General features: G+C 41.3%; 17 protein-coding genes. 2 read left to right on the forward strand and 15 right to left on the reverse strand.

All coding sequences use genetic code 11. From position 1 onward, the window contains the following. Window positions 1-317: 317 nt before the first annotated feature. Genes BUB77_RS01360 through der form a run of 3 tightly spaced genes read right to left on the reverse strand, consistent with a single transcriptional unit; the run spans window position 318 to window position 3,298 of the window. Window positions 318-1,331 carry an NAD(P)H-dependent glycerol-3-phosphate dehydrogenase gene (locus BUB77_RS01360; RefSeq protein ID WP_073272947.1) on the reverse strand — a complete coding sequence of 338 codons (1,014 nt, stop codon included), beginning with the start codon at window positions 1,329-1,331 and terminating at the stop codon, window positions 318-320. A gap of 13 nt (window positions 1,332-1,344) precedes the next feature. Further along, complete coding sequence (gene plsY, locus BUB77_RS01365) at window positions 1,345-1,971, reverse strand: glycerol-3-phosphate 1-O-acyltransferase PlsY (RefSeq protein WP_073272155.1); 627 nt, start codon at window positions 1,969-1,971, stop codon at window positions 1,345-1,347. Between the two features lies 1 nt (window position 1,972). Then, window positions 1,973-3,298, reverse strand: coding sequence for a ribosome biogenesis GTPase Der (gene der / locus BUB77_RS01370; RefSeq protein ID WP_073272158.1), 1,326 nt, complete (start codon window positions 3,296-3,298; stop codon window positions 1,973-1,975). Between the two features lie 484 nt (window positions 3,299-3,782). Here der and BUB77_RS01375 point away from each other — a divergent pair, with 484 nt between their 5' ends. After that, window positions 3,783-4,196 carry a GNAT family N-acetyltransferase gene (locus BUB77_RS01375; protein ID WP_073272161.1) on the forward strand — a complete coding sequence of 138 codons (414 nt, stop codon included), beginning with the start codon at window positions 3,783-3,785 and terminating at the stop codon, window positions 4,194-4,196. A 96-nt stretch (window positions 4,197-4,292) separates the two neighbouring features. Then, complete coding sequence (locus BUB77_RS01380) at window positions 4,293-5,471, forward strand: ribose-phosphate pyrophosphokinase (protein ID WP_073272164.1); 1,179 nt, start codon at window positions 4,293-4,295, stop codon at window positions 5,469-5,471. Window positions 5,472-5,520: 49 nt separating this feature from the next. Here the strand turns inward: BUB77_RS01380 and pgeF are convergent, their stop codons facing one another. The 12 genes from pgeF to rpsP form a co-directional block, all read right to left on the reverse strand. Further along, the gene (gene pgeF, locus BUB77_RS01385; RefSeq protein ID WP_073272166.1) at window positions 5,521-6,372 is read right to left on the reverse strand and encodes a peptidoglycan editing factor PgeF; all 852 of its coding nucleotides are present in this window, start codon (window positions 6,370-6,372) and stop codon (window positions 5,521-5,523) included. 40 nt (window positions 6,373-6,412) lie between these two features. Next, the gene (locus BUB77_RS01390) at window positions 6,413-6,769 is read right to left on the reverse strand and encodes a YraN family protein (RefSeq protein ID WP_073272169.1); all 357 of its coding nucleotides are present in this window, start codon (window positions 6,767-6,769) and stop codon (window positions 6,413-6,415) included. A gap of 59 nt (window positions 6,770-6,828) precedes the next feature. Then, window positions 6,829-7,440, reverse strand: coding sequence for a GNAT family N-acetyltransferase (locus tag BUB77_RS01395; RefSeq protein ID WP_084123861.1), 612 nt, complete (start codon window positions 7,438-7,440; stop codon window positions 6,829-6,831). A 43-nt stretch (window positions 7,441-7,483) separates the two neighbouring features. Next, a complete protein-coding gene (locus BUB77_RS01400) occupies window positions 7,484-7,801 on the reverse strand; it encodes an EscU/YscU/HrcU family type III secretion system export apparatus switch protein (protein WP_073272175.1) in 318 nt (105 codons plus the stop codon). A 16-nt stretch (window positions 7,802-7,817) separates the two neighbouring features. Then, window positions 7,818-8,576, reverse strand: a complete 759-nt coding sequence (locus BUB77_RS01405) for a ribonuclease HII (RefSeq protein WP_073272178.1) — start codon at window positions 8,574-8,576, stop codon at window positions 7,818-7,820. Between the two features lie 13 nt (window positions 8,577-8,589). Beyond that, the gene (gene ylqF, locus BUB77_RS01410) at window positions 8,590-9,471 is read right to left on the reverse strand and encodes a ribosome biogenesis GTPase YlqF (protein ID WP_073272180.1); all 882 of its coding nucleotides are present in this window, start codon (window positions 9,469-9,471) and stop codon (window positions 8,590-8,592) included. Window positions 9,472-9,473: 2 nt separating this feature from the next. Continuing rightward, window positions 9,474-10,139, reverse strand: coding sequence for a signal peptidase I (lepB, locus tag BUB77_RS01415; RefSeq protein WP_242962325.1), 666 nt, complete (start codon window positions 10,137-10,139; stop codon window positions 9,474-9,476). Window positions 10,140-10,260: 121 nt separating this feature from the next. Continuing rightward, window positions 10,261-10,608, reverse strand: coding sequence for a 50S ribosomal protein L19 (gene rplS / locus BUB77_RS01420; RefSeq protein WP_073272183.1), 348 nt, complete (start codon window positions 10,606-10,608; stop codon window positions 10,261-10,263). Window positions 10,609-10,921: 313 nt separating this feature from the next. Beyond that, window positions 10,922-11,659 carry a tRNA (guanosine(37)-N1)-methyltransferase TrmD gene (gene trmD, locus BUB77_RS01425; RefSeq protein ID WP_073272186.1) on the reverse strand — a complete coding sequence of 246 codons (738 nt, stop codon included), beginning with the start codon at window positions 11,657-11,659 and terminating at the stop codon, window positions 10,922-10,924. 69 nt (window positions 11,660-11,728) lie between these two features. Further along, window positions 11,729-12,235 (reverse strand): ribosome maturation factor RimM, encoded by a 507-nt coding sequence (rimM, locus tag BUB77_RS01430; protein WP_073272188.1) that lies wholly within the window; start codon window positions 12,233-12,235, stop codon window positions 11,729-11,731. A 144-nt stretch (window positions 12,236-12,379) separates the two neighbouring features. Further along, window positions 12,380-12,610 (reverse strand): KH domain-containing protein, encoded by a 231-nt coding sequence (locus BUB77_RS01435; protein WP_033166400.1) that lies wholly within the window; start codon window positions 12,608-12,610, stop codon window positions 12,380-12,382. A gap of 93 nt (window positions 12,611-12,703) precedes the next feature. Then, window positions 12,704-12,949: a 30S ribosomal protein S16 gene (gene rpsP, locus BUB77_RS01440; RefSeq protein WP_073272190.1), complete on the reverse strand. Its 246-nt coding sequence runs from the start codon at window positions 12,947-12,949 to the stop codon at window positions 12,704-12,706. Window positions 12,950-12,984: the final 35 nt, after the last annotated feature.

A 12,984-nucleotide genomic window follows, 5' to 3' on the forward strand; every position in this document is an offset into this window, starting at 1 on the left:
CAAGAATTGCAAAAAGATAAAAAAGCTTTCACACAAATGCCTTCACTCTAAAAAATAATAATAAAACGGTATATCCTGAAAGCTCTGATTTCAAAGCCTTCCAATATACCGTTTTATTTTATAGTTTTTTATAATATTATAATCTAATTATCATAGGCTAATCTCAGCCTTCAATATGTATACTTGGGGTATAAAAATGCAACGAAGTGACTTTCACGGAGCTGAGTGTATTTTTATACCCCAAGTATACATTCAATAAACCTGCTGTTAACCTACGATTAAATCATATTTTTTTTATTACGCTATTTCTTATTCTTCTACTTCTTCCACTGAAGCTCCGTATATTCTCTCCTCTTATCTCTTAAAAGCAGATCCGATACTGCTTCAAAAGCCGGCTTGCCTTCAAATAATATAAGGTTTACCTGCTCCACAATGGGCATTTCCACATCATACTTCCTTGCAAGAGCCAGGGCAGCTTTGGCAGAGTAAACACCTTCTACTACCTGCTTCACTTCCTGCATGGCTTCCTCCATATTATAGCCCTTTCCGATGAGATAGCCTGCATTGCGGTTTCTGCTGTGCTTGCTGGTACAGGTTACAATCAAATCCCCTACACCGGAAAGCCCTGCAAAGGTTTCCATCTTACCGCCCATGGCAATTCCCAAACGGCTGATTTCTGCAATTCCTCTGGTCATAAGTGCTGCTTTTGTATTATCACCAAAGCCCAGGCCGTCAGCCATTCCAGCTGCCAATGCAATGACATTCTTTAAGGAGCCTCCAAGCTCTATTCCAATTACATCAGGGCTCGTATATACACGGAAACGTTCACCCATAAACACATCCTGAACAAAGTGTGCCGTATCCTTTGAATCTGCTCCTACAACACAGGTGGTAGGAATTCCCTTGCTGACTTCCTCTGCATGACTGGGTCCTGAAAGGACTGCCACATCAGCCTGGGGAATTTCATCTTTAATAATATCTGTTAAGGTTTCAAGGGTCTTTTCTTCAATACCCTTTCCTACATTTACAACTATCTGATTATCTGTAATAAAGCTGCAAGCACTTTTGGCGGTAGCACGAACAAAGGGGGAGGCTACAGCAAATACGATTAAATCCCTGCTTTCACAGGAAGTCTTTAAATCACCGCTTATGCTTACGCTGTCCGGCAGCTTGATTCCGGGAAGCTTATCCTTTAACTCCCTGTCCTCATTCAACTGCTCAACTTCATTTTTTAAAGCTGACCACAATACCACTTCGTGACCCTTATTTCCAAGGAGAATAGCAATTGCTGTTCCCCATGCACCTGCACCTAATATGCTTATTTTCGCCATGTACGCTTCTCCCTTATTTTTCTTCAACTTTTACCTTTTGTCCTAATTTATTCTCAGTTCCATTCATAAGCCTCTTAATATTGGTCCTGTGTCTGATAAATGCCAATACTGTGAAGATAACACTGACCAGAAGCATATGTATATCTCCCGGATAAATTATCAGAACGCCGATCGGAAACAGGAGTGAAATCAGCAAAGAACCAACGGAAACATATCTGGTTATTACAACAGACAGAACAAATACGATAAAGGCCGCTAATCCAATTCTCCAGTCAAAGGCCATAATGACTCCTCCGGTAGCGGCAATTCCCTTTCCGCCCTTAAAACGCAGCCAGAAAGGAAAATTATGCCCCACAACAACACCAAGCCCGGTGTAAAGCGCTAGTAAATTAACATTAGGATCCTGTTTAAAAAATACATAAGTAATGAGAAGGATTGGAATAAATGCTTTTAAGGCATCTCCCAGAAAGGTCAGGAGTCCCGCTTTTACTCCCAGTAAACGCATGGCATTGGTAGTGCCTGCATTTCCGCTTCCGTATTTTCTGATATCAATATGATTTGCTTTTCCAATGAAATAAGCGGTGGACAGGCAGCCGCACAAATATCCTATAATTAAGCATATTATTATGTTTTGCAGCATATTATTCTTTTTCCTTTCGCTCCCTTATGAAAAATTTAAGTGATGTTCCTGAAAACCCAAAGGCTTCCCTTATTTTATTTTCAATATATCTGGTGTAGGAAAAATGCATCAGTTCTTTGTCATTGACAAAAATAACAAAGGTCGGCGGTTTGATGGAAACCTGGGTGATATAGTATAATTTCAGCCGTTTGCCCTTATCAGAAGGCGGCTGCTGAAGTGCTACGGCCTCTGCCATGATTTCATTCAGCACTCCGGTAGCAATCCTCAGGTTCTGGTTCTGGATAACCTTCTCAATTAAGTCGAACAGCTTTGTCAGTCTTTGTCCTGTCAGTGCTGATATAAATATCATCTCGGCATAGGGCATATAGGACAGGGTTCCCTTTATCTCATTGGTATATTTATAGATTGTTTTATCATCTTTTTCTACGGCATCCCATTTATTTACGGCAATGATGACTCCCTTGCCCCTTTCATGGGCGATACCTGCAATTTTAGCATCCTGTTCTGTAACGCCTTCCATTCCGTCAATTACCAGAACTACAATGTCCGCACGCTCAACGGCTGATACGGTTCTTACAATGCTAAAGCGTTCTATTTCTTCTTTTATTTTACTCTTTCTTCGAAGCCCGGCAGTATCAATAAAGACAAACTCCTTGCCATGGTATTTTACCGGAGTATCAATCGCATCTCTGGTAGTACCGGCTATGTCGGAAACAATCACCCTGTCTTCGCCGATCAGCTTATTAATAATAGAGGATTTTCCCACATTTGGCTTTCCAACAATGGCAATCCGGGGGCGGTCGTCCTCTTCTTCCTTCATATCCGCAGGGTTAAAATGGCTGACAACCTCGTCCAGCATATCACCAAGCCCTAGCTTGGAGGAAGCGGATACGGGATGGGGATCTCCGATTCCAAGGTTATAGAACTCATAGACATCCGGCATCAGCTTATCAAAATTATCTACCTTATTTACTACGAGGACAATGGGCTTTGTAGAACGCCTCAGCATATCCGCTACCTTAAAATCATTATCTACCAGTCCCTGTCTTACATCGACAAGAAAAACAATGACATCGGCTGTCTGAATGGCAATTTCAGCCTGCTGCCTCATATAGGAAAGGAGCACATCATTGCTCTCCGGTTCAATACCGCCTGTATCAATCATGGTGAACTGCTTGTCAAGCCATGTTACATCCGCATAAATTCTGTCTCTTGTGACGCCGGGGAAATCCTGAACAATGGCTATTCTCTCACCTGCCAGTGCATTAAACAAAGTCGATTTACCCACATTCGGCCTTCCGACAATTGCAACAATCGGTTTACTCATTTTATAAAAATTCCTCTCTTAAATTTACATGTTAATCCATTACAGCATCCGCAAAGGATTTTCCGTCTGATTTTACAATACAAACTTTTATTTGTAAAGCATTTTCCATGCATCTTCTATCTTTTTACGAACAATTAAAAGTCTGATTCCTTTCTTACTCCTTAGATAGTATATCAGCTATAGGAATATTTATCAAATATATTTTAAGAAAAGAACACTGTATATTGACATTGCAGCCATTTAAAGTGCATAATATTGCTGGATATAGTTTGAAAAATGCGCTGCATTTTACATAATTCTATTTAAGCAGTATCGCAAGCAAGCTTGCGATATGCAGGGGGATTAGTTTGAAAAATGCGCTGCATTTTACATAATTCTATTTAAGCAGTATCGCAAGCAAGCTTGCGATATGCAGGGGGATTAGTTTGAAAAATGAAAGGAGACAGGCTGTAAAGAGTACCGCAGTAACCTACAGCATAATAATATGAATATTGAATTAAAACACAGCCTTACCGTTGAGGAATACAACGCTTTAAGATTAAGTGTCGACTGGAAGGAGATACCTGAGGAGCAGGCTAAAAGAGGTCTTTCCAATACCTATTACCTTACTGCTGCCGTTCTAAACGGAGAAACCATTGGTCTTGCACGCGTAATTAGTGACGGAGGATACGTTGCCTATATTGCCGACGTGATTGTAAACCAGGAATATCAGGGGAAGGGTGTTGGCAGGATGATTTTAAATGATGTGATGGATTATATAAAAAATGTTTTATCCGGAGGTGAGACTGTAATGGTCATATTGGTAGCGGCTAAGGGAAAGGAAGAATTCTATGAAAAGTTCGGATTCATCAAAAGACCCAATGAACAATACGGAGCCGGAATGACCCTTTGGCTATAGAAAATATTCCATATAAGATTGACTTACCATTTTCCTCATGCTATAACTAGATAGAATGAGGAAATCTTGTTTTTGTAACAGTTAGGAGGACAAGCAATGTCTGAAAATGCAATAAAAACCCCTGTAGCACCTTTGAGAATACTATCTTTAGAAGGCTTCCGCTCCATGGCAGAGAAAGTTGACAAACACATTTCTGTTTCCAGAAAAGAAAGGGAAGAAGCCTCTCCCGACAATTTATCCTTTACCGGGTATTATAAAGAAAGCTATCTTGTTGACGCAAGTGTACCCCGTTTCAGTTCGGGAGAAGCCAAGGGAGTAATCAATGAAACCATCCACGGCACCGATCTTTTTATCCTTGCAGATATCAGTAATCATAATCTGACTTACAACCTGTACAATACTGAAAACGGCATGTCACCGGATGACCATTTTCAGGATTTAAAACGTCTTATTGATGCCTGCAACGGAAAGGCCAGAAGAATAAATGTCATACTTCCCTTTCTCTATGAAAGCCGTCAGGATAAGAGAACTATCCTGGAGTCTCTGGACTGTGCCACTGCTCTGCAGGAGCTTGTACAAATGGGTGTTAAAAATATCATAACCTTTGATGCCCACGACGGAAGGGTGCAAAATTCCGTTCCTCTGGAGGGCTTTGATAACTTTTATACTTCCTATCAGTTCTTACAGTCATTTTTACATACGGAAGATGGTGTTTCCATCGAAAAAGAAGACTTCATTGTTGTAAGCCCTGATGTTGGCGGTATGTCAAGAGCAGTATTCTATGCTAATATCTTAGGCGTGGATATGGGAATGTTCTATAAAAGAAGGGATTATACTGTTGTCAACGACGGGAAGAATCCTATTCTCGCTCATGAATTCCTTGGGGGAAATATAGCCGGAAAGTCTGTTTATATCGTAGATGACATGATTGCCTCCGGAGAAAGCGTCTTAGAGGTCGCCGCTGAGCTGAAAGCCAGAAAAGCAGAAAGAATCTATATTGCCGCAACCTTCGGACTTTTTACCTGCGGCTTTGAGAAGTTTGATGAAGCCTATAAAAACGGCATCATAGACCGGGTGTATACCACCAATCTCATATATACCCCGAAGGAACTGATCGATAAGCCTTATTACACCAACGTAGACGTCAGCAAATATCTCTCCCTCATCATCGATACCATCAACCATGACAGCTCCGTTGATGATATCATGAAATCCGGAGGACTGATAAGAAATCGTCTGGCAGATTACAGAGAAAAATGCAGAAAAGCCCAATAGGGCTTTTCTTAAGCCCATTAGGCTTTTCATTTGCCCATTAGGCTTTTTTCTATACTGTTAACATTAAAAAGGCTGCCAGAGTACCCCTTTTGCCTTTGGAGGCACGGTGAGAAAATAAAAGGTCCGAATGACAGCAGGTGCATAAACCGCTGACATGGATATTTTCCTTTTTAAGCCCGGCTGCTTCCAAAATGATACGGTTCACTTTCCACAAATCCAGCTGGTACCTTCCGGCTGGATTTTTTGTAAGAATCTCTTCATACTCTCCGCTTAACTCCTCTTTAAATTCCTTCCTGAATTCCTCTGCCACTTCCTCGCTGACTTCATAGCAATCCTTGCAGATAGAAGGGCCAATCAAAGCAACAATGTCTTCCGGTTCCGACTGAAAAGCCTCCTGCATTGCCTGCACTGTCTTTAATCCCATTCTTCCTACTGTTCCCCGCCAACCGGAATGGCTAAGCCCAATTGCCCGGTTCTTTGTATCCACAAAATAAAGAGGAACACAGTCAGCATAAAAGGTAGCAAGAGGTATTCCTCTTTCCTTCGTAATCAGTCCGTCTATTTCCTCATAGTCCCTTGGCAGATACAATCCCTTTCCTCTGTCACTGCTCTTGACCAGCCTGACATTGGTTTTGTGAACCTGATGAGTAGCTGTCACATCCTCATATTTCATCTCCAGGCTTTCACAAATCCTTTTATAATTCTCATCCACTTTTTCCTTCTCATCCCCTACGGAATAAGAAAGATTCAGGGATTCATAATAACCTTCGCTAACCCCGCCAAGCCTTGTGGTAAAGCCATGCTTCATATAAGAAATTTCTGTCAATGGGGCAAAGGTCAAAAAAGGTGTCTCTTTTTCCAGATGCAATGTTATATTTTCATTATTCTCAAACAATTTCATGCCTCATTTCTATTAGTCATAAGAACACTTTCTGCGGCTGCTAAAACTGTGCATCAAATGCATTCCGTATTAGAGTTATTTCCTCTTCTACAATTCCCACCGCATCAAAGCGGCAGGGAGTATCTTCCGGTATATGATTTATGTACATGTAATACCTGGCTGCCTTGCAGATGTTTCTTATCTTTCTGCTGTCAACGGCTTCCAGGGGGGACCCGCTTTGTAAATCCTTGCGGTATTTCACTTCGATAAATACAAGAACCTCCCCTTCCCTTGCTATCAGGTCTATCTCTCCAGACCTGGTAAAGAAATTAGCGGCAAGAATACGGTAGCCGGCTGATGTAAGATAAGCTGCTGCCTTTTGCTCCTTTTCACTTCCTATGGTTCTTTTATTATACATAGCCTTCCTTATCGTATTATACTGTCCTGGACTTCCATGCTTTATTATTATGCTTTGGGTCAGGTATCCCACTGTCCGGGCAGCTTTAATTTTTCCATGTAGGGAAACTTTTTATCATATTCTTCCGCCTTTACGGCATCGATATTCTCAAAAACTTCCGATTGATAGAATTTTCCCTCTACCCCTTTTAATCCATCCGGCACCAGTTCCAAGCCCATAAATGCATCAAAATTCTTTCCATCCTTTGTAGTAATATGGAAATTATCACAGGTTTTAAAGCCATGTCTGGGGTAATATCCCGGTTCGCCAAATATGATAATCGCCTTATGCCCCTGTTTCCTGGCAATCTCGAAGGTAGTTTTTAAAAGAAGGCTTCCGATTCCTTTATTCTGAAACTCTTTGTCAACACACAAAGGGCCAAAGGTCAGGACCTCTGTCTTTTGCTTCCCGTTATCGACATATGACTTGGAATACATGACAGTTCCTGCAACTTTCCCGTCTACCTCAGCAACTCTGCTTAGATCCGGTATATAATCCTTAGAGGATCGGAGCAGATGAACCAAATAATGCTCAAGACATCCGGGAACATGCAGGTTCCAGAAAGCTCTTTTGGTTATAGCTTCCGTTTCATACCAGTCTTTTTCCTGTTCTTCCCTTATATTTATATTCATAGACACACACATCCTTTCTCACTGATTATTTTACTTTTCCGCTTTACTTCTCCAATTTTGCCTTTAAACGGTCCATATCATCTACAAATATCATAATCTCAGAGACCACCTGGTAAAGTTCCGGAGGGATATAATCTCCAAGGTCAAGCTTGGAGAGACTGGAAGCCAGCTTATTGTCTTCATGGATTGGTATCTGATTTTCTTTGGCTCCCTTTAATATTTTATCTGCCAGAAAGCCCTTACCGGTAGCTATGATTCTCGGAGCGGCATCCTCCGGGCTGTAACCAAGAGCTACTGCTGTTTTGTTTTTAAATTTCTCACTATCCACAGGATTATTAGTAGAATGCTCTTTTCTTACCACGAAATCCGCCTCCTTATCACTGGAAGTTTTTTATAAAGCTTGCTCTATGAAGAGGTGTCGGCCCATATAATTTCAGGGCTTCTATGTGCTCTGCCGAGCCGTAGCCCTTGTTGGAAGCAAAGCCATAGGCAGGAAAGAGCTTATCATAAGCTGTCATGATGCGGTCCCTTGTGACCTTTGCTATGATACTTGCAGCCGCAATGGATACGCTTTTGGCATCTCCCTTGATAATCGGTACCTGCTTTATGGGAACCCTGGGTATGGTTACGGCATCATTAAGCAATATATCGGGTGTAACACTTAAGTTTCCAATTGCCTGGCGCATAGCTTCATAGGTAGCCTGCAGGATATTAATTTCATCAATCTTAGCCGGAGGAACAGAACCCACACCAACAGACAGTGCTTTTTCCATAATCTCATCAAAAAGCTTTTCTCTCATCTTTTCAGATAACTGCTTGGAATCATTGATATATAAGATATCGCAATTCTTTGGAAGAATGACGGCAGCCGCCATAACGGGACCTGCTAACGGCCCCCTTCCAACTTCGTCAATACCACAGATATAAGAGTACTCACCATATGTCCTTTCAAAGGAGGTCATCTCATAAACCCTGTGTCTTTCTGATTCCAGGGCTTCTTGTTTCTTATGGTATTTATCAATCAGGTTTTTTACTCCTGCCCTTGGGTCTTCCTGATACTTTATTATAATATCGGCTACTTCCTCTTCCTTCGCCAGCTGAAATTCTTCTTTAATTGCCTGTATGCTCTTCTCCATGTAATATTCCTCTTTATTTGTCGTTTATCGGAAGTACAACATCCTCAGCAGGTTCTGCCGGAAATTCCAGGGTCACTTTTCCAAGCTTGGCATTGCGGAAATCATCCACAATAAAACCGGAGGCTTTTTCAAGGTCTAATTCCCCGCCCTTTAACAAACAGGCCCTTTTCTTTGCCACCGCTGTCAGATTCTCTTCCGGGATATCACTTTCTGTAATTCCATAGCGCTCTGTAAGCGCTCCTTTATAATACTTTGTAAGAAAGGTTATGAGTGACAGGCTTAAATCATAACTGTTTAAGATATCTTCCCGGATAGAGCCAATAAGAGCAAGATGGAGCCCCACCTGCTGGTCCTCAAATTTCGGCCACAGTATACCCGGAGTGTCAAGGAGCTCAATGGACTTATTCAGTTTAATCCACTGCTTTCCCTTCGTAACCCCCGGCTTATTGCCGGTTTTGGCCGCAGCCTTGCCGGAAATACTGTTGATAAAGGTTGATTTTCCAACATTGGGTATTCCAACAACCATAGCCCTTAAGGGTCTGTTGAGAATACCTTTTCTTCTATCTCTTTCTATCTTCGCCTTGCAGGCCTCCATTACCGCATCATTTACCTTACGGATTCCATCACCTTTTTTGGAATTCACCAAAGCCGCAATATAGCCCTGGCCCTCAAAATATTCCTTCCATTTCAGGTTCTGGCTGTCGTCTGCCAAGTCACATTTATTCAACAGAATAACTCTGGATTTGCTCCCAGCCATCTGATTAATATCCGGATTCTTGCTGCTAAGCGGAATACGTGCATCCACTAATTCGATGATTACATCGATTAACTTCATATCCTCCTGCATCATACGCTTTGCTTTGGACATATGACCGGGATACCATTGAAAATGCATTACTACTCCTCCTTTGCAATGTTTAATTTATTAATAAAGGCAAAGCCGTTTTGTCTGATCCAGGCTTTCCCGATGATATCTTCTTTGACAATATTTCCGATATTGGCAAAACGGCTGTCTTCACTGTTGTTACGGTTATCCCCGAGAACAAAGAACTCATTCTCATCCAGCTTAATATCCTCTTCTGCCAGTCCGGGATTTTCAATTGAGTCGGTTACGGCCCGCTCCTTCAGCTCCTCGCCGTTAATATAGACCTTGCCGCCCTTTATCTGCACCGTTTCACCGGGCAATCCGATTACTCTTTTCACATTCAGGTAACTGTGCTCTTTGTTGGACTGCTTAAACACAATTACATCATAACGCTTTGGCTTATGAAAAACATAGGCAAATTTGTTTATAATTATTTTATCCTGGTCCTTCAGGGTATTTTCCATGGATTGCCCGGGCATAACGGTCTTTTCCAATGCATAATTGGCTATAAAATAAGCTAAACCAATAACCGCAGCAATCTCAACAAACCATATGAGCAAGGATAGTATTACCTTTTTTATAACAGGTCCCTTATCCTCTTTATCAAAATCATAACGCATTTTAATCCTTTCGCAAATATCAACTCTGTGATTTGATATTCCTGAATACATGGTTGAAAAATGTTTTTTATTTATCAACCCAGCTCCCATTGCATGCCGTATCTGCCTGCAGATATGCACCGTAATACTTCCCCGGCAGGATAATAAAAGGGACAATACTATAAGTAGTTGTCCCTTTCCCGTTTTTGGTCACGTGCTATTATTTTACGATTTCTTTAACTTTCGCTTTCTTACCTACTCTGCCGCGTAAATAATTTAACTTAGCTCTTCTAACCTTACCATGTCTGATAACTTCGATTTTTTCAACACTGGGGGAATGCAGGGGCCATGTCTTCTCTACACCAATACCATTGGAAGACTTTCTTACGGTAAATGTTTCTCTGGCGCCGCCGTTCTGTCTCTTTAAAACAGTACCCTCGAAAACCTGTGTTCTTTCACGGTTACCTTCTTTTACTTTTGCGTATACTTTTACAGTATCGCCTACGTTGAAATCTGCGATTTCACTCTTAAGCTGAGCAGCTTCGATTTCTTTAATAATGTTATTCACTCTTGTGACCTCCTTTAAATTCGATGTTCTTAATACCTTGCCTCACAGAAATCTGCTTGTACAAATCCGTCAAAGGGCGTTGTATCAGAGGACCATCCCATCTCACAACAATTTACTATAACATGGCAATGGCAAAATTGCAAGTATTTTCCGAAGATAAATCAAATTTCACCTATAAAAGATGCACGGGTAAAATACAACCTCTATAAGATTATACCCCCCTCTTACCCGTACACCTTACAATCAGTATAAAACTGACTATTATAATAGTCAATAGACATTTATGTCTAACTGTATAAAAAAATGACAAACTCTACTCCTGCGTGTGAAGAAACTTTTTGTCCTTCTCCGTCAAGGCAGCCTTTTCCAGCATGTCCGGCCTGTTTTCACGGGTTCTTTTAAGTGATTGCTCTCTCCGCCAATCTTCAATTCTGGCATGATGGCCGGATAAAAGGACCTCCGGCACCTTCTTTCCTTCGAATTCCTCCGGTCTGGTGTACTGGGGATATTCCAGGAGATTATCCTGAAAGGTCTCAAATTCCGCGGAGGTTTCGTTATTAAGGACTCCCGGAACCAGTCTGCTGATCGCATCCATCATTACCATTGACGGAAGTTCTCCCCCAGTTAATACATAATCACCGATGGATACATTATCCGTTACAACCATTTCCAGTGCCCGTTCATCAATTCCCTCATAATGACCGCATAGAAAGATCAGGTTCTCTTCCTTCGACAGCTCCTCTGCCATAGTCTGGTCAAAGACTTTTCCCTGAGGAGTAAGATAGATTACTCTTGGAACTTTTTGACTTTCAATCTCTATCTTTCCTTGTATGGAACGGCAGGCTCTCACTACTGGCCCCGGAGCCATTACCATGCCGGCCCCTCCGCCATAGGGGTAATCATCCACCCGGTTATGCTTGTTTTCTGAAAAATCTCTGATATCTACCGTATCGAGCTGAAGGATTCCCTTCTCCAGAGCTCTTCCGGTTATACTGGCTGACAGGCACTGCCTTATCATCTCAGGAAATAGAGTTAATACGTAAAAATTCATGGATTACAGCCTTTCAAAATATTATGAAAATAAAGGACAAAGTTGCGGTTAGCATAGACTATAGCTGCTTTATAATAATCCCGGCATCAGATGGACAAGTATCCTTTTGTTCTCAGCATCCACTTCCAGGATGCACTCCTTAATAGAAGGAAGCAGAACTTCACTTCCGTCCTTTCTGGTTACCACATAGACATCATTTGCACCGGTAGTCATAACGTCCGTCAAGGTGCCGAGCTCTTCTCCCTCATCGGTAACGACCAGAGAATCCAGAATGTCACAGATAAAATATTCATCCTCCGAAAGCTCCACTGCATTCTCTCTTGTTACCAGCAGGTCGTGTCCTTTATATTTTTCAACATCATTTATATTATCAATTCCCTTGAATTTCAGGATGGCCCATTGCTTAAAAAATTTGACTCCTGCTATTTCAAGTTCCATATATTCTTTTCCAGTATCTAAAAAGACCTGTTTTAACTGCTTAAAACGGCCCATATCATCGGTCGTGGGAAATACCTTCACTTCGCCTTTTATCCCATGGGTAGCTGTAATTATCCCTACTCTTAAATAGTTTTCCATTAAAACTCCTCTTAATCCTTCACCAAAAATAAGAACCCATGACAAGTTAGGGTAAGGAAAGAATTTTCCGGAAAAATAACTTTTTTCCGGAAGTTTCTTTCGAATCACCTATTCCAGACAGGGTCCTTTAAAGGTTTATAATCATTATTGAAGTATTTCAACAACTACCTTTTTATCATCCTTAGCAGCTGCTGCTTTTACAACGGTACGAATGGATTTTGCAATCCGGCCTTGTTTGCCGATGACCTTCCCCATGTCCTCAGGTGCAACCTTTAATTCCACAATAATGGACTGGTCGGTTTCCTTTTCTGTTACAACAACTTCTTCAGGGTGATCAACGAGTGATGTAGCAATTACTTTAACTAATTCTTTCATTACCCTACACCTCCAATGGAATATGACTAAATCAACCATAAACCGGAATTTACGGCAATACGCCATCATTCCTTAAAAATGCCAAACAGAAAATTATTTTCTAATTCCTGCTTTTTTAAATAAATTGCCGACTGTCTCAGTAGGCTGGGCACCGTTCTGTAACCACTTCTTTGTTGCTTCCTCGTTAATCTTAAAAGCATTAGGTTCTTTTGTAGGATCATAAGTACCGAGTTCTTCGATAAATCTTCCATCTCTGGGTGATCTGGAATCTGAAACAACGATTCTATAGAAAGGAGCCTTTTTCTGACCCATTCTTTTTAATCTGATCTTAACTGCCATGATTTCACCTCCTTAAAATCTTGTGTTAATATTTA

It is taken from the genome of Anaerocolumna jejuensis DSM 15929, from assembly GCF_900142215.1.
Taxonomy (GTDB): domain Bacteria; phylum Bacillota; class Clostridia; order Lachnospirales; family Lachnospiraceae; genus Anaerocolumna; species Anaerocolumna jejuensis.

Excerpts from the sequence above, each read along its gene's own strand:
- BUB77_RS01360 (WP_073272947.1), bottom strand. The coding sequence starts at position 1,331 with ATGGCGAAAATAAGCATATTAGGTGCAGGTGCATGGGGAACAGCAATT.
- plsY (WP_073272155.1), bottom strand. The coding sequence starts at position 1,971 with ATGCTGCAAAACATAATAATATGCTTAATTATAGGATATTTGTGCGGC.
- der (WP_073272158.1), bottom strand. The coding sequence starts at position 3,298 with ATGAGTAAACCGATTGTTGCAATTGTCGGAAGGCCGAATGTGGGTAAA.
- BUB77_RS01375 (WP_073272161.1), top strand. The coding sequence starts at position 3,783 with ATGAATATTGAATTAAAACACAGCCTTACCGTTGAGGAATACAACGCT.
- BUB77_RS01380 (WP_073272164.1), top strand. The coding sequence starts at position 4,293 with ATGTCTGAAAATGCAATAAAAACCCCTGTAGCACCTTTGAGAATACTA.
- pgeF (WP_073272166.1), bottom strand. The coding sequence starts at position 6,372 with ATGAAATTGTTTGAGAATAATGAAAATATAACATTGCATCTGGAAAAA.
- BUB77_RS01390 (WP_073272169.1), bottom strand. The coding sequence starts at position 6,769 with ATGTATAATAAAAGAACCATAGGAAGTGAAAAGGAGCAAAAGGCAGCA.
- BUB77_RS01395 (WP_084123861.1), bottom strand. The coding sequence starts at position 7,440 with ATGAATATAAATATAAGGGAAGAACAGGAAAAAGACTGGTATGAAACG.
- BUB77_RS01405 (WP_073272178.1), bottom strand. The coding sequence starts at position 8,576 with ATGGAGAAGAGCATACAGGCAATTAAAGAAGAATTTCAGCTGGCGAAG.
- ylqF (WP_073272180.1), bottom strand. The coding sequence starts at position 9,471 with ATGCATTTTCAATGGTATCCCGGTCATATGTCCAAAGCAAAGCGTATG.
- trmD (WP_073272186.1), bottom strand. The coding sequence starts at position 11,659 with ATGAATTTTTACGTATTAACTCTATTTCCTGAGATGATAAGGCAGTGC.
- rimM (WP_073272188.1), bottom strand. The coding sequence starts at position 12,235 with ATGGAAAACTATTTAAGAGTAGGGATAATTACAGCTACCCATGGGATA.
- BUB77_RS01435 (WP_033166400.1), bottom strand. The coding sequence starts at position 12,610 with ATGAAAGAATTAGTTAAAGTAATTGCTACATCACTCGTTGATCACCCT.
- rpsP (WP_073272190.1), bottom strand. The coding sequence starts at position 12,949 with ATGGCAGTTAAGATCAGATTAAAAAGAATGGGTCAGAAAAAGGCTCCT.